This is a genomic window from Herbivorax alkaliphila (genome assembly GCF_030848475.1).
Classification (GTDB): Bacteria; Bacillota; Clostridia; order Acetivibrionales; family Acetivibrionaceae; genus Herbivorax.
Window position 1 is genome coordinate 23,839 of sequence record NZ_JAVDDS010000036.1, and the last position, 15,334, is coordinate 39,172.

Consider the following 15,334-nt stretch of genomic DNA (forward strand, 5'->3'; position numbering starts at 1 on the left):
ATACACCATAAGTCCCATAAAAAGGAGGGTAATGCTGTTTTATCTGGAAGACAACAGTGTTTTTGAGTTTTCCTTTGAAGACGGCTAGGTTTTTTTATGACAGATAAGAAAAAAAAGATAGTTATGTTTATGAGAGAGGACGCATATAAGCCGCTTTTGTTTGATGAGCTTGTTGCGGTTCTCGATGTGCCTAAAGAGGATATTTCAAAATTTTCAGAAATTCTCGAAGAATTAGAGTCAGAAGGTCTGATTTTTAAAACAAAGAAAAATAGATATGGTGTTCCTGAAAGAATGAACCTTAATGCTGGAACCTTTAGAGGTAATGAGAGAGGCTATGGTTTTGTAATTACTGATGATGATGAAAATGACATTTTTATTCCTTCTGATAGCATAAATGGTGCAATGCATAATGACAGAGTTATAGCAAGGATTAATAAAAAAGCTATAGGTGGAAAGAGATCCGAAGGGGAAATAATAAAAATTGTTAATAGAGTTAATAAGACTGTTGTAGGGACATTTGAAAGCAGTAAGCATTTTGGTTTTGTAGTTCCTGATGATAGGAGAATATCTGGGGATATATTTATACCAAAAGATCAGATAAATGGTGCTATATCGGGACAAAAAGTTGAGGCAAAAATACTTGTATGGCCTAAAACAAGGAGAAATGCAGAGGGAACAGTAATTGAGATAATTGGAGATGAAAATGAGCCAGGAACTGACATTTTATCAATTATCAAGTCGTATAATTTAAAAGAAGAATTTCCAGAGGAAGTTGCAAAATACACAGAGTCGATTAGTCAGACTGTTACAGATGATATGAAAAAAGGCAGACGGGATATAACAGATTTGAGAATGGTTACAATAGATGGTGAAGATGCTAGAGACTTTGATGATGCTGTGTCCATAGAGAAACTTTCTAATGGAAATTTAAAAGTGGGCGTGCATATTGCAGATGTAAGCTATTATGTTACAGAAAATTCACCACTTGACAAAGAAGCTTTAAAGCGAGGGACAAGCGTTTACTTAGTTGACAGAGTAATACCTATGCTTCCAGAAGCTCTGTCAAATGGCATATGTAGTTTAAATCCAAAGGTGGATCGACTTGCCTTTTCAGTCATGATGGAAGTTAATTCTGATGGCGTGGTTGTTGACCATGACATTTTCGAGAGTGTTATAAATTCAAATGAGAGAATGACATATACTGATGTATATAAAATCCTTGTTGAAGATAATGAAGATTTAAAAGAAAAATATAAGTACTTACTAGACGACTTTTACAAAATGGAAGAACTTTCACGAATTCTCAGGGAAAAAAGGCTTAAAAGAGGAGCTATAGATTTTGACTTTGATGAAGCAAGGATAGTTCTTGATGAAGAGGGCATACCTGTAGAAGTGAAAAATCGCCATACAACAATTGCAAATAGCATTATTGAAGAATTTATGCTTTTATGTAATGAAACTATTTCAGAACATTTTTTCTGGACGAATACTCCTTTTTTATATAGAATTCACGAAGAACCTAATCAGGAAAAAATTGATTCTTTTGCAGAGTTTGCATACAACTTTGGATATACTTTAAAAGGTCTTAACAAAATTCACCCAAAGTCTTTTCAAAATCTTTTGGAAAAAGTAAAAGGAACTAGAGAAGAGACTATAATAAGTACTGTTATGTTAAGATCAATGCAAAAGGCTAAGTACAGCCATATTAATCAGGGGCATTTTGGGCTGGCTGCAAAATATTATTCTCACTTTACTTCACCTATAAGAAGATATCCTGATTTGATTATACACAGAATTATGAAAGAATATATAAAAGGAAAAATAAATTCTAAAAGAGAAAGTGTATTAAACGAAAATCTTCCTGATATCGCTAGACTTTGTTCAGAAAGAGAGAGAGTAGCAGAAGAGGCAGAAAGAGAAACAGAGGATCTTAAAAAAGTAGAGTACATGAAAAAGCATGAAGGTGAGATTTTTGAAGCTGTTATTTCTAGTGTGACTTCCTTTGGTATGTTTGTTGAGTTGGAAAATACAATAGAAGGTCTTGTAAAAATGAGCAGCATGGAAGATGATTACTATGTGTACAACGAAAAGCATTATTGTCTTATTGGAGAAAGAACAAGAAAGACTTATAGGATAGGTAATGTTGTAAATGTTATTTTGGTTAAAGCGGATATTAAAGCCAAAAAAATTGAATTTATTATAACAGAGAAGAAAGATGAAAATGCATCAGAGGAGCCAGCTAATGACTTTAAGGTAAAACGCAAACGTAAAAAGATAGATGAAAAAGTACTTCGTCATGTTAAGGGCAAAAAATCAAAAAAGAAGAGAAAAGGAGCGAAGTGATATTTTTTTAGTAAGTGCATGTTTGTTAGGTGTTGATTGCAAATACAACGGAAAAAACAACTTAAATGACATGTTTGTAAAACTTATTAATAAATATGAGTTTATTCCAGTTTGCCCAGAGCAATTAGGAGGACTTTCTACTCCAAGACCTAGGGCGGAAATAGTTTGTAAAAATTCAATTGAAAGTACCACAAGAGTAGTTAGGGAAAATGGTGAAGATGTTACAGAGCATTTTATAAATGGAGCAGAACAAACTTTAAAGATTGCAAAATTACTGAAAATTAAAAAAGCTGTTTTAAAAGAAAAAAGCCCTTCCTGTGGTGTTCATAAAATATATGATGGTTCCTTTTCAGGAAAACTTTTAAATGGAAGTGGTGTAACAACTAAGTTTTTGAAAAAGAATGGTATATCAGTTTTTAGTGAAAGTGAATTTAAAAAAATTTTATAAATCTAGCACTACAAAGGAGAGGCAAAGCTACCTCTCCTTATAAGATGTCTATCCCAAAAATCCTTTGATATCATTTTCAAAATCATCACAGGAATCAGCGTGAACGTCTACCCTAATTGGCTTGCTTAAGTCTAAACTAAAAATCCCCATGATTGACTTTGCATCAACTACATACCTGCCTGAAGTTAAATCAATATCGAAATCATATTTATTAACTATATTAACAAAATCCTTAACGTCAGTAATGGATTTTAAGTTGATATTGAATGATTTCATAATAAACTCCTCCTTTATTGTTTTCTATTCTATATATTATCTTGTTTGTGGCTGCAAGTCAATTGTGATGTTGCTAAAATTTTCTCAGGATTTTTATATGATTTGCGAAAATAATGTTATAATGAACTAAATTGAACAATTATAAAGAATTAAAAAAGAGAGGCAGAAAAATGAAAACAGTTGCATTTTATACCCTTGGATGTAAAGTAAATCAATATGAAACCCAAGCGATTACTAATATTTTTGAAAACGCAGGTTATAATATAGTGGATTTTAATAAAAAAGCAGATGTATATTTAATAAATACCTGTACAGTTACAAATCTTAGTGACAGAAAGTCAAGACAGATGATAAGGCGGGCTAAAAAACTAAATGGTGATTCAATAGTTGTAGTTGTTGGGTGTTATGCACAGACAGCCCCTGAAGAGGTAAGTAAAATTGAAGGTGTAAATTTGATTGTGGGGACTAAAGAGCGTTCTAAAATAATTGACTATATAAATGAAATAGAAACTAAAAAGAAAAAAATAAACGTTGTTGAAGACATAATGAACGAGAGAAGTTTTGAGGAGTTTGGCTCAGGTATATACAAGGAGCGAACTAGAGCATTTATTAAAATACAAGAAGGCTGTAATCAATTTTGCTCCTATTGTATTATACCCTATGCACGAGGGCCGATAAGAAGCAGAAGTGAGAAAAATGTTGTTGAGGAAGTTAAAAAGCTTTTGAATTTCGGCTACAGAGAAATAGTATTAACAGGAATACATATTGGTTCCTATGGAAAAGATAAAAAGACGACGTCATTAATTGAACTTATAAAAAAAGTACATGAAATAGATGGTATTGAAAGAATCAGATTAGGATCCATTGAACCTAATCTGATATCTGAAGATTTTGTAAATACTATTAAAAATTTAAAAAAGATGTGCCCTCATTATCATGTATCGCTGCAAAGTGGATGTGACAGTACTTTAGAGAGAATGAATAGAAAATACACTACTTTGGAATATAAAAAATCTATTTCTACTTTAAGGAGAGAAATTGAGGATGTAGCAATATCCACTGATGTTATGGTTGGTTTTCCTGGAGAAACTACAGAGGAATTTGAAAAGACGTATAAATTTCTTGATGAAATTTCATTTTCGGGTATGCATGTATTTAAATACTCTCCAAGAAAAGGAACTCCTGCTGCATCTTTTGAAAGTCAGGTTTCACCATCTAAAAAAGAAGAAAGAAGTAATAGGTTGTTTCAACTTTCTAAAGAGAAAACAGTTGAGTTTAATAAAAGATTTATAGGGGATGTGATGCCGGTTTTATTTGAACAGAAAGTAAATTATAAACATGGATATATTGAAGGATTTACGCCTAATTATATAAAAGTATTATGTAAGGGCGATGAAAATTTAAAGGGACAGATTGTAAATGTTTCCTTAAAAGAGACTGTAGATGATTTTATTATTGGTAAGATATTAGACAAGGATTAATTAGGCAGAGAGAATATGATACAGCTAATACAGTGTAATTATAAATAATATGTATTGCATAATTTATCCTGTTGTATTACTATATACATAAGGGGTTATTTACTTTAACAATTTTGACGCTTTGTCGTTAAGGTCCCTTAAACTGGGACAGGAGAGTGATTGGTTTTGGCAAACAGTGAAACTGTAATGTTTAATGTTGACAAAGAGAAATACAATGAGGCAAGGGAGCTTCTTTTTTCTGTCTATAAGGCATTGAAAGAGAAGGGCTATAATCCTATTAACCAGATTGTAGGTTATATTCTTTCAGGAGATCCGACCTACATAACTAATCATCTGGATGCCAGAAGTATTATCAGAAAACTTGAAAGAGATGAAATTTTAGAGGAAATTTTAAGGTTTTATTTAGAAGAATCTAATGACAAAAGCTCCGAGAAATAATGCGGAGTTTTTGTCAGTTTCTTTGTTTTTTTGTGTGTTAAAAGTGAATTGAAACATTTGCCTTTAGACAAGGTAAGTTTCATTGGTGGAAAAAGATTATGTCAAAGCGTATAATTTTTGATAGTTTTGTGTAATTTTAAATATTTGTTAGGTTGGTGTCATTTTTGCAATATGTTAATCTAGGCAGCACAGGAATAAATGTTTCAAGACTTTGTTTCGGAGGATTAATTATGGGGCCGTTACAGGTTGACCTTCCTTTTGAATATGGTTCCCAAGTCATATTAAAGGCAATTGAGCTTGGTGTGAATTTTATAGACACTGCTGAGCTTTATGGTACATATCCGCATATAAGAGAAGCCCTTAAAAAGACAAATAAAGATATTGTAATAGCAACTAAGTGCTATGCTTACTCAAAAGAAGCTGCCAGTGCCAGTGTAGAAAAGGCACGAAAGGAAATGGATATTGATGTGATAGATATATTCCTCCTTCACGAGCAGGAAAGCAGACTTACACTAAAAGGACATAGAGAGGCTTTGGAATATTATCTTTCTATGAAAGAAAAAGGAATTATTAAAGCTGTTGGAGTATCAACACACAATGTAGAAGTGGTAGAAGCATGCTGTGATATGCCAGAAATAGATGTGATTCATCCTATTGTAAATAAAACGGGTATAGGAATAGGAGATGGCAATATTGAGCAAATGCTTGGGGCTGTAGAAAAAGCATTTGACAAGGGTAAGGGAATTTATAGTATGAAGCCATTAGGAGGAGGAACTTTGATAAAGTCTTATGATGAGGCTATGAAGTTTGTTCTAGATTTGCCATTTGTACATTCTGTAGCAGTTGGCATGCAGTCTATTGATGAAGTTATTATGAATACATGTGTATTTAAAAATAAAAATATACCTGAGGATGTAGAGCATTCTCTTCAAAAAAAAGAAAGGCATCTCCATATCGATTGGTGGTGCACTGGTTGTGGCAAATGTGTTGAAAGGTGCAGACAGGGAGGTCTTTATTTAGAAAAAGGAAAAGCAAAAGTAAATGAGCAAAAATGTGTTTTATGCAGTTATTGTGCAAGTGTATGTCCTGAATTTGCTATTAAGGTATGCTAAGAGGGGCAATATGGAGGAGTAAAATATGAGAATAATGGGAATTGATTATGGTGACAGCAGAATAGGAATTGCAATTAGTGATGCCCTTAAGTTGACTGCTCAGGGAATTGAGACAATTAAATGGAACCAGGGTATTAAAGAGCCGTTAAAGAGGATTTCTAATCTTATTGTAGAATATAATATAGAGAAAGTTATTGTTGGATTTCCTAAAAATATGAATGGAACGGTGGGGCCAAGGGGAGAAAAGACCCTTGAGTTTATTAAAAACTTGGAAAAAAGAATTAATGGTATCGAAATAGTTTTATGGGATGAAAGACTGACAACAGTGGCTGCTAATAGAACTATGAGAGAGATGGGTGTAAAAAAAACAAACAAAAAGAAAGTGGTAGATCAAATTGCAGCTGTATATATTTTGCAAGGATATTTAGACAGTCAGTCAAATATTTAAATTTGCTAAAAATATGATTTTTGTGAATATCTATATGTATTATTTGAAAAAATAATAGTTGATATACTACTAGAACTTATAGATTTTTGTGATATAATTTATGTTTAATTAAAAATAATGGAGGTAATTACAATGACAGAAGAAAGAGATGATTTGGTAGTTTTAGTTGACGAAAACGGTGAAGAAGCAGAATTTGAACATTTAGACACTATTAAGTATGAAGGGAATGACTATGTTGTTCTTTTACCTTTTGAGCAGGAAGAAGATGATGATAGTGATATGGAAGAAGTTATAATTTTAAAAGTTGATCACAGCGAAGTGGATGGAGACAGCTTTTTAACAATTGATGATGATGATGAATTAGATGCTGTTTTTGAACAGTTTAAAACTAGAATGGAAGAAGAATTTGAGTTTTTTGATAATTAAAATAAGTATTTAAAATTAACATGTAAAGTAAGAGGGGCTGTATGCCCCCTTAAGCTTTTGAGGTAAAATCTTTATCTGTTTAAAAATATAGTGGGGGCGTTTTTGTGAGCAATGTATTATTAGGGAAAAAAGGGGTTTTGGTTTTTCTTCTATTTTTGATGGTACTATTTTCTTTTGCCTGTAGTAGAGAAGCTTCCAATCCAGATGTAATTGATGCAACGCCAACTCCTTTAGATGAAGAGTTAAAAGATGAAAATGAATTGGATGAAGATGAATTAGAAGAAGATGATGAATTAGAAGAAAGGGACTATGCGTTGGAAAACTTTGAATTTCCAACTGAGGGGACAAGACCATATGCTGTTATGATAGATAATGCAGGATCAGAAGTTTTGCCACAGGGAGGACTTCATTTAGCACAGGTTATTTATGAAATAATTGTTGAAGGTGGAGAGACTAGGTTAATGCCTGTTTTTTGGAATCAAGAGCCTTCTATGATAGGACCGGTCAGAAGTTCAAGGCATTATTTCTTGGATTATTCTATGGAACATGATGCTATTTATGTTCATATTGGGTGGAGTCCTATGGCTAAAAGTGATATTCCAAGGTTTGGGATAACCAATATAAATGGAGTGGCAGGTGTTTTTTGGGACATAACAGATGATCCATACAATTGGCAGGATAGCTATACATCCAAGGAAAAGATAGAGGATTACGTAGAGAGGGCAAATCCTAGGACTACAACAGATAAAGAGCAAGTGTTTAATTATTCTGATGAGGCGGTTGTACTTAAAAATGGTGAAAGAGCAGAAGAAATTAATTTAAAATATTCATGGGTTATGTCATCTAGTTACAGCTATGATGCTGATAAAGAAATTTACTTTAGGTTTAGAAAAGATGAGCCTCATATGGAAAGAGTATCAGATAAGCAGCTTACTGCTAAAAATATTATTATTCAGTTAGTCAATAACTATACTATTAAAGGTGATAATAAGGGAAGACAGGAAGTAAACACTGTTGGCAGCGGTAAAGGATATTATATAACAAACGGCAAATACATTGAAATAACGTGGTCAAAGTCTTCAAGGACAGATAAAACTAAATATTTTGATGAAGATGAAAATGAAATCTTACTCAACCCTGGACAAACATGGGTACAAATATTTCCGATGAATGGCAGTGTAGAAATAGAATAAAATATAATTTATATGTAAAGTTACTATTGATAAATAGTTTTATTTTAGTTATCATTATTACATATACTATTTAGTTACAAATGACGGAGGTTTTATTTGAAAATAAATATTAGCGATAAAATACTGGAAAGTGTTGAGAAACCATCTAGATATACAGGAAATGAATGGAATAGTGTTCATAAAGAGTTAGATGATATATCAATTAGATTTGCCTTTTGTTTTCCGGATGTTTATGAAATTGGCATGTCTCATTTAGGTATGCGAATACTTTATCATGCATTAAATGAAAGAGTGGATACTTTTTGTGAAAGGGTTTTTGCTCCATGGATTGATATGGAATCTAAGATGAGGGAAAATGACATTGCTCTTTTTACTCTTGAATCCCATTCTGTTCTAAGTTCTTTTGATTTTATTGGATTTACGCTACAATATGAAATGAGTTACACAAATATAATTAATATGTTAGATCTTTCACAGATACCAGTATTAAAAAGCGACAGAACAAAAGACCATCCCTTTGTATGTGCAGGAGGACCCTGTGCATGTAATCCTGAACCTTTAGCAGATTTTGTAGATTTTTTTATGTTAGGTGAAGGAGAGGAAATTATAAATGAAGTGATGGACTTTTATGTAAAATGGAAAAATTCAGGTCAGGATAAGAAAAAATTTTTAGAGATGATATCAAAAATTGAGGGAATATATGTACCTGAGTTTTATAATGTAGAATATAAAAGTGATGGAACTATAAAATCCATTGTACCAAAGGAAGATAAATATCCTGAAAAAATAAGAAAAAGGATAGTTAAAGATTTAGATAAAGTTTTTTTTCCAGATAAAATAATTGTTCCATATACAGATATTGTTCATGACAGAATAGTGCTTGAATTATTTAGAGGATGCATTAGAGGGTGTAGATTTTGCCAAGCAGGATATATTTATAGGCCTGTGAGGGAGAGAACTTCAGAAAAATTATTAAATTTAGCCCAAAAGCTTCAAAAAAATACTGGCTATGAAGAGATTTCCCTTGTCTCTCTTAGTACAAGTGATTATTCTCAGTTAAAGAATTTAACGGAGGGGCTGATAAATGATATGGAGCCTAAAAAGGTTAACCTATCACTTCCCTCATTAAGAGTTGACTCTTTTTCTATTGAACTTATGGAAAAGGCTCAAAAGGTTAGAAAGAGTGGATTGACATTTGCTCCTGAAGCAGGAAGTCAGAGACTTAGAGATGTAATTAACAAAGGTGTAACAGAAGAAGATTTATTAAAGGCATCTGCTACTGCATTTGAAGGGGGATGGAGTGGAGTTAAGTTGTACTTTATGATAGGGCTTCCTACAGAAACAATGGAAGATTTAGATGGTATAGCAGAGCTTTCTAAAAAAGTTGTTGATGTCTATATGAAAACACCAAAAGATAAAAGGGGTAAAGGTCTTAATATAAATGTGAGTACGTCATCTTTTGTGCCTAAGCCTTTTACACCATTTCAATGGGAGGCTCAAGACAGTATCGATATGATAAAAGAAAAGCAGCAACATTTGAAAGACAAACTAAAAAGCAGACATATAAAATACAACTGGCATGATCCTAATTTGAGTTTTTTAGAAGCTGTTTTAGCAAGAGGTGATAGAAGACTTGGGAAAGTGCTTTATTTAGCATTTAAAAATGGATGTAAATTTGACAGCTGGGGAGACCACTTTAAATTTGACAGCTGGATGGAAGTTTTTAATCAGTGTAAAATAGATCCTCATTTTTATGCAAACAGAAAAAGGGAACTTACCGAAGTTTTTCCTTGGGATCATATAGATGTGGGTGTGACAAAAAGTTTTTTAAAAAAAGAAAACCAAAAAGCTTACTTAGGAGAAGTTACCTCTAATTGCAGTGAGAATTGCACAGGGTGTGGAGCTGCAGCTTTTGATGGAGGTATCTGTAATGAATAGTATAAGAGCAAAATTTGTACGTGGTGAAGAAGTTAAATTTATTTCTCATTTAGACTTAAAGAAAGTATTTGAGAGAGCTTTGAGAAGATCTGGTATTTTAATAGCTTATTCAAAGGGATTTAATCCTCATCCCCAAATGGTTTTTGGATTGCCTTTATCGGTAGGGGTGACCAGTGAGTCAGAATATATTGATTTAGAGTTTGAAGAGCCTATAGATGTCGATAACTTTATGGACAGGCTAAATGAGTGTCTTCCTAAGGGAATAAAGGTTGTAGAGGCAAAAGAAAAAAAGGAAAAAACAAATATTATGGCTTCTATTGCCGGTGCATCATATGAAATTTTAGTTAATTCGGCAAAAATTAGAGATTCAAATGACATAAAAGATATGATAGATAAATTTATGGATTTAGAAGAAATAATTATAAAAAAAGAAACTAAAAGAAAGATTAAAGACATTAATATAAGACCAATGATTTATAGCATAAAAGCTGGCTTGTGTATTGATGGGATAGATGAACAAGTTAATAAAGAAGAGAATTATTGTTGTAAAAATCCTTGGATTTTAAAATATATTAAAACTAATTATGAAGATCATATAAAATTTAAGGGTGATTTAAAGAACAGTCTTTTTTGTTTTTCGACATTACTTAGTGCAGGAAGTTCAGCTAATTTGAAGCCTGTGTTTTTAGTAAAGGCATTAAATAATACTTTTTGTAGTGATTTTGATGTTATAAAAATACATCGAACTGAGCTTTTTACAGGCAGTGCAGATAAGTTTACAAATCCGTTAGATTGAATAATTGCAATATGAGGTGGTCAAAAAATGGTTAGTGAAATTATTGTTGATGTGGGTCTAAATGAAAAAAGAGTGGCTCTTTTAGAGGACAAGGAATTGGTAGAAATATTTATCGAAAGAAGTGACTCTGAAAGATTGGTAGGAAATATCTACAGAGGTAAAGTGAGTAGCGTTCTGCCAGGGATGCAGGCTGCCTTTATAGATATTGGATATGAGAAAAATGCATTTTTGTATGTTAGAGATGCAGTTCCTCAAAAAGAAGATTTTAATGAAGATGAAGACGACGTTTATAATGAGATGAAAAGTTACAATATTGATGAAATATTAAGACCGGGACAGGAAATAACTGTACAGGTTACAAAAGAGCCTATCAGTACAAAAGGCCCTAGGGTTACAACTCATATAACTCTGCCGGGAAGACAATTGGTATTGCTGCCTAATGCAGATTATATAGGTATTTCTAGAAGGATAGAAGATGAAGATGAAAGGTTTAAACTTAAAAAAATAGCTGAGAAGATTAAACCTGAAAACATGGGACTTATTGTAAGAACAGTTTCGGAAGGAAAGAGAGAAGAAGACTTTAAAAATGACATCAACTTTTTGGTTAAGTTGTGGAAAAAGATTAAACAAAAAGATCATTCCGGCCCTGTTCCACGATGCATTCATAAAGATGTAAATGTGGTTTACAGAACTATAAGAGATATTTTCACATGGAATATAGATAAGTTTGTAATTAATGACAGGCAGGAATATAATAAGGTACTTGAGTGGGTTGAAATGGTTTCCCCTGCTTTAAAATTAAGGGTTGAGTATTTTAGTAAAAATATAGATTTATTTGAACATTATCAGGTTGATGCAATGATTTCAAAAGCACTTGCAAAGAAAATATGGCTTAAGTGCGGTGGATATTTAATTATTGAAAAAACTGAAGCACTAACGGTTATTGACGTAAATACAGGGAAATATGTTGGGGTTAACAATCTTGAAGATACTGTACTTAGAACTAACAAGGAAGCTGCAAAAGAAATTACAAAGCAGCTTAGGTTGAGAGATATTGGCGGTATAATAATTATTGATTTTATTGATATGAATGAAAGTGAACACAGAGCACAGATAATGAATGTTTTAGAAGATGCTCTTAAAAAAGACAGAACTAAAACTACTGTTGTTGATATGACTAGGTTAGGTCTTATAGAAATGACAAGAAAAAATGTTAGAGAAGGGTTTGCATCAGTAGTATTACAACAGTGTCCTTACTGTGATGGGAAAGGAAAGATACTATCTTCAGAGTCTGTTGCAAGAAATATTGAAAAGGAAATAAAGAAATATTTCACACAGACAATTGCATGTGCAATAGAGGTGGAAGTTCATCCTTCTGTGGCGAAAGTATTATTGGGAAAAAATGATGACAATCTTTCAAGAATTGAAAGGACATTTAATAAAAGAATTATAATAAAAGCTTCAGATGATGTAAAACATGGAGAAATGTCTATAAAAGAAGTTGATCCAGATAACTTATTGACATAGTTAATAGGTTGTGGTAAAATACTTTAGGTGGCCGCACGGTACAGGTTTTAAAATGCAGAGAATAAAAGTATTTTTGCTACCTCTATCGGCGAGACTGGATAGGGAGGTGTTTTTATGTATGCTATAATTGAAAATGGCGGAAGACAGTACAAAGTCCAAGAAGGAGATGTACTTTTTCTAGATAGGATTTCTGGAGAAGAAGGAAAATCTGTGATTTTTGACAAAGTGGTTGCAGTTTCAAAAGAAGATGGTGTAAGTTTTGGAAATCCATTTGTAAAGAATGCAAAGGTTAGTGGCGAAATATTAGGTCATGGCAAAAACAAGAAAATAATTGTTTTCAAATTTAAAGCTAAGAAAGGCTATAAAAGAAAGCAAGGTCATAGACAGCCACATACAAGAGTGAAAATTGAAAAAATTGATGCATAGGTTTTAAAGATGATTGAAATTAATGTAGTTAGGGACAAACAACGTCATATCCAAAGTTTTACTGTCAGTGGTCATTCTGGATTTGCAGAGCAAGGAAGTGATATTGTCTGTGCGGCAATATCTGCGTTGGCATATACTGGAGTAGGTGCATTGAAGGATATGGCTGGAATAGACAGTTATATAGAGAAAGATGGTTATATGGAATGTCTAGTTCCCAAAAACGTTCCTGACAAAAAAAGACAAGAAGTTAATATCATACTTGAAACTATAGTGTTAGGATTTAAACAGGTGGAACTTTCATATAGAAAGTATGTATCGGTATTAGATAAGGAGGTGTAACATATGATTAAGGTGAATTTACAGCTGTTTGCACACAAAAAAGGTGTGGGTAGTTCAAAAAACGGTCGTGATAGTGAATCTAAAAGACTTGGTGTAAAAAGAGGCGACGGTCAGCATGTAGCAGCTGGTAATATACTTGTAAGACAGAGAGGTACTAAAATTCATCCAGGTGATAATGTTGGTAAAGGTAGTGATGACACACTATTTGCACTTTCGGATGGAAAAGTCAAATTCTCTAGGTTAGGTAAAGATAGAAAACAAGTAAGTATTATTACTGCATAATAGAAATTAAAAAATCTCGGTGCTAACCGGGATTTAATTTTTATATATGAGAAATACTAATAAGGAATTTAATATAGGCAGTTTTTGTAGCGTGGAGTTGAGATAATGTTTATAGATAGTGCAAAAATAAGTATTAAAGCTGGAGATGGCGGAAATGGTGCGGTGTCATTTCACAGAGAAAAGTATGTAGCTAAAGGTGGGCCTGATGGAGGAGATGGCGGCAAAGGCGGCAGTGTCATTTTTGTAGTAGATTCAGGACTCAGAACTTTGCAAGATTTTAAATATAAAAGAAAATACAGAGCCCAAGATGGTCAAAAAGGTGGAAACTCCAATCGAAGTGGTAAAAGTGGAGAAAATCTTTTGGTCAGGGTGCCTCCGGGAACATTGGTAAAGGAAGAAGAGACTGGCAAGGTCATTGCAGATATGGTTAAGCCTGATCAAAGAGTTGAAGTTGCAAAAGGTGGAAAAGGAGGTGCTGGTAATCAGCACTTTGCTACACCTACAAGACAAATTCCTAACTTTGCAAAACCTGGTGACCCAGGAGATGAAATTACAGTTATTTTAGAATTAAAACTTTTGGCGGATGTTGGGTTGATTGGATTCCCTAATGTTGGGAAATCTACAATTCTATCTGTTGTTACATCTGCTGTGCCTAAAATTGCTAATTATCATTTCACTACAATAAATCCTAACTTAGGAGTTGTAGATTTAGGGGATAGTAGTTTTGTTTTAGCAGATATACCGGGAATAATTGAAGGTGCTCATGAGGGTGTTGGATTAGGACATGAATTTTTAAGACATATTGAAAGAACAAAACTTTTAATTCATGTTGTTGATATATCTGGATCAGAGGGAAGAGACCCTGTTGAAGATTTTCAAATTATTAATGATGAACTTAAAAAGTATAACCAAGTGCTGTTTGAGAGACCTCAGATAGTGGCTGTAAATAAAATAGATATTACAGAAAATTTAGAAGAGAAGCTGAAAAAATTCAAAGAGGCGGTTGAGCCAAAGGGATATCAGGTAATGTCTGTATCTGCGGCAACTTCTAAAGGCCTCAAAGAGCTTATGTATCATGCTGAAAATAAACTTAAGGAGCTTCCTGATACGGTGATAGTTAAACCTGAAGAGGAATTTGTATATGAGGTTAAAAAAGAGGAAGAACCTTTTAAAGTGTATAAAGATAATGAGGTCTTTGTTGTTGAAGGAAAATGGGTGAAGAAATTAGTTGATTCAACTAACTTTGATGATTATGAATCTTTACAGTATTTTCAAAGAACCATAAAGAAAAAAGGTATAGTTGTTGCCTTAGAGCAAAAAGGAATTAATGAAGGCGATACTGTTAAGATGTATGATCTTGAATTTGAATATTACAAGTAGCCGAAACTAAACATTAAAGATTTAAGTGGAGACTCTACTCCACTAGAATATTATAACAAGCACTCCACCTTATAGAAGGTGGGTGTTAGAATAAGATAAATTTTAAAAAAAGGAGAGTTGTTGTGTTAACTGGTAAGCAGAGAAGCTATTTAAGAAGTTTAGCTAATGGAATTGATTCTATATTTCATATAGGAAAAGGTGGAATTAATGATAATATGATAAAGCAGTTTAATGATGCTTTAGAAGCAAGGGAATTAATTAAAGTAACTGTTTTAAAAAATTCTTTAGAGGAAACTTCTGAACTTTGTGAAGAAGCTGCACTTAAAACAGGTTCAGAAATAGTTCAAATTATAGGAAATAAATTTGTTATATATAAAGAATCAAAAGAAAATAAAGTTATAGTTATATAAAAACATTTAGAAGACTCCACTCTATACAAGATGGGGTCTTAAAATTATTGTTATATATCATTAGACAATTT

At 32.7% G+C, this 15,334-nt stretch carries 17 protein-coding genes; 16 read left to right on the forward strand and 1 reads right to left on the reverse strand.

The window, feature by feature from the left end; genetic code table 11:
• The first annotated feature begins 96 nt into the window (after window positions 1-96).
• Window positions 97-2,343, forward strand: coding sequence for a ribonuclease R (gene rnr, locus RBH29_RS12720; RefSeq protein ID WP_306697287.1), 2,247 nt, complete (start codon window positions 97-99; stop codon window positions 2,341-2,343).
• A 1-nt stretch (window position 2,344) separates the two neighbouring features.
• Complete coding sequence (locus RBH29_RS12725) at window positions 2,345-2,791, forward strand: 2-thiouracil desulfurase family protein (RefSeq protein WP_459076784.1); 447 nt, start codon at window positions 2,345-2,347, stop codon at window positions 2,789-2,791.
• A gap of 48 nt (window positions 2,792-2,839) precedes the next feature.
• Here RBH29_RS12725 and RBH29_RS12730 read toward each other — a convergent pair whose 3' ends face one another.
• Complete coding sequence (locus RBH29_RS12730; RefSeq protein WP_306697289.1) at window positions 2,840-3,067, reverse strand: HPr family phosphocarrier protein; 228 nt, start codon at window positions 3,065-3,067, stop codon at window positions 2,840-2,842.
• A 170-nt stretch (window positions 3,068-3,237) separates the two neighbouring features.
• Here RBH29_RS12730 and mtaB point away from each other — a divergent pair, with 170 nt between their 5' ends.
• The 14 genes from mtaB (at window position 3,238) to yhbY (ending at window position 15,263) form a co-directional block, all read left to right on the forward strand.
• On the forward strand, window positions 3,238-4,548 hold the full coding sequence (gene mtaB, locus RBH29_RS12735; protein ID WP_306697291.1) for a tRNA (N(6)-L-threonylcarbamoyladenosine(37)-C(2))-methylthiotransferase MtaB: 1,311 nt from the start codon (window positions 3,238-3,240) through the stop codon (window positions 4,546-4,548).
• A gap of 186 nt (window positions 4,549-4,734) precedes the next feature.
• Window positions 4,735-4,986: an IreB family regulatory phosphoprotein gene (locus RBH29_RS12740; RefSeq protein WP_459076785.1), complete on the forward strand. Its 252-nt coding sequence runs from the start codon at window positions 4,735-4,737 to the stop codon at window positions 4,984-4,986.
• Between the two features lie 155 nt (window positions 4,987-5,141).
• On the forward strand, window positions 5,142-6,098 hold the full coding sequence (locus RBH29_RS12745; RefSeq protein WP_459076783.1) for an aldo/keto reductase: 957 nt from the start codon (window positions 5,142-5,144) through the stop codon (window positions 6,096-6,098).
• A 25-nt stretch (window positions 6,099-6,123) separates the two neighbouring features.
• Window positions 6,124-6,546: a Holliday junction resolvase RuvX gene (ruvX, locus tag RBH29_RS12750; RefSeq protein WP_306697295.1), complete on the forward strand. Its 423-nt coding sequence runs from the start codon at window positions 6,124-6,126 to the stop codon at window positions 6,544-6,546.
• Window positions 6,547-6,678: 132 nt separating this feature from the next.
• Window positions 6,679-6,972, forward strand: coding sequence for a DUF1292 domain-containing protein (locus tag RBH29_RS12755; RefSeq protein ID WP_306697297.1), 294 nt, complete (start codon window positions 6,679-6,681; stop codon window positions 6,970-6,972).
• Window positions 6,973-7,076: 104 nt separating this feature from the next.
• Entirely contained in the window at window positions 7,077-8,165 is a 1,089-nt protein-coding gene (locus RBH29_RS12760; RefSeq protein WP_306697299.1) for a DUF3048 domain-containing protein, read from the forward strand.
• A 96-nt stretch (window positions 8,166-8,261) separates the two neighbouring features.
• On the forward strand, window positions 8,262-10,103 hold the full coding sequence (locus RBH29_RS12765; RefSeq protein WP_306697301.1) for a TIGR03960 family B12-binding radical SAM protein: 1,842 nt from the start codon (window positions 8,262-8,264) through the stop codon (window positions 10,101-10,103).
• Complete coding sequence (locus RBH29_RS12770; RefSeq protein WP_306697303.1) at window positions 10,096-10,899, forward strand: TIGR03936 family radical SAM-associated protein; 804 nt, start codon at window positions 10,096-10,098, stop codon at window positions 10,897-10,899. The genes RBH29_RS12765 and RBH29_RS12770 overlap by 8 nt, the downstream gene beginning before the upstream one ends.
• 27 nt (window positions 10,900-10,926) lie before the next feature.
• Entirely contained in the window at window positions 10,927-12,426 is a 1,500-nt protein-coding gene (locus RBH29_RS12775) for an Rne/Rng family ribonuclease (protein ID WP_306697304.1), read from the forward strand.
• A gap of 114 nt (window positions 12,427-12,540) precedes the next feature.
• A complete protein-coding gene (gene rplU, locus RBH29_RS12780) occupies window positions 12,541-12,852 on the forward strand; it encodes a 50S ribosomal protein L21 (RefSeq protein WP_306697305.1) in 312 nt (103 codons plus the stop codon).
• 9 nt (window positions 12,853-12,861) lie between these two features.
• Entirely contained in the window at window positions 12,862-13,191 is a 330-nt protein-coding gene (locus RBH29_RS12785) for a ribosomal-processing cysteine protease Prp (RefSeq protein ID WP_306697306.1), read from the forward strand.
• A gap of 3 nt (window positions 13,192-13,194) precedes the next feature.
• Window positions 13,195-13,473 carry a 50S ribosomal protein L27 gene (rpmA, locus tag RBH29_RS12790; protein ID WP_306697307.1) on the forward strand — a complete coding sequence of 93 codons (279 nt, stop codon included), beginning with the start codon at window positions 13,195-13,197 and terminating at the stop codon, window positions 13,471-13,473.
• 105 nt (window positions 13,474-13,578) lie between these two features.
• On the forward strand, window positions 13,579-14,853 hold the full coding sequence (gene obgE, locus RBH29_RS12795) for a GTPase ObgE (protein WP_306697308.1): 1,275 nt from the start codon (window positions 13,579-13,581) through the stop codon (window positions 14,851-14,853).
• 122 nt (window positions 14,854-14,975) lie between these two features.
• A complete protein-coding gene (gene yhbY, locus RBH29_RS12800; RefSeq protein ID WP_306697309.1) occupies window positions 14,976-15,263 on the forward strand; it encodes a ribosome assembly RNA-binding protein YhbY in 288 nt (95 codons plus the stop codon).
• Window positions 15,264-15,334 lie beyond the last annotated feature (71 nt).

Excerpts from the sequence above, each read along its gene's own strand:
- RBH29_RS12730 (WP_306697289.1), bottom strand. The coding sequence starts at position 3,067 with ATGAAATCATTCAATATCAACTTAAAATCCATTACTGACGTTAAGGAT.
- rplU (WP_306697305.1), top strand. The coding sequence starts at position 12,541 with ATGTATGCTATAATTGAAAATGGCGGAAGACAGTACAAAGTCCAAGAA.
- RBH29_RS12755 (WP_306697297.1), top strand. The coding sequence starts at position 6,679 with ATGACAGAAGAAAGAGATGATTTGGTAGTTTTAGTTGACGAAAACGGT.
- RBH29_RS12775 (WP_306697304.1), top strand. The coding sequence starts at position 10,927 with ATGGTTAGTGAAATTATTGTTGATGTGGGTCTAAATGAAAAAAGAGTG.
- RBH29_RS12740 (WP_459076785.1), top strand. The coding sequence starts at position 4,735 with ATGTTTAATGTTGACAAAGAGAAATACAATGAGGCAAGGGAGCTTCTT.
- RBH29_RS12770 (WP_306697303.1), top strand. The coding sequence starts at position 10,096 with ATGAATAGTATAAGAGCAAAATTTGTACGTGGTGAAGAAGTTAAATTT.
- rpmA (WP_306697307.1), top strand. The coding sequence starts at position 13,195 with ATGATTAAGGTGAATTTACAGCTGTTTGCACACAAAAAAGGTGTGGGT.
- obgE (WP_306697308.1), top strand. The coding sequence starts at position 13,579 with ATGTTTATAGATAGTGCAAAAATAAGTATTAAAGCTGGAGATGGCGGA.
- mtaB (WP_306697291.1), top strand. The coding sequence starts at position 3,238 with ATGAAAACAGTTGCATTTTATACCCTTGGATGTAAAGTAAATCAATAT.
- ruvX (WP_306697295.1), top strand. The coding sequence starts at position 6,124 with ATGAGAATAATGGGAATTGATTATGGTGACAGCAGAATAGGAATTGCA.
- RBH29_RS12785 (WP_306697306.1), top strand. The coding sequence starts at position 12,862 with ATGATTGAAATTAATGTAGTTAGGGACAAACAACGTCATATCCAAAGT.
- rnr (WP_306697287.1), top strand. The coding sequence starts at position 97 with ATGACAGATAAGAAAAAAAAGATAGTTATGTTTATGAGAGAGGACGCA.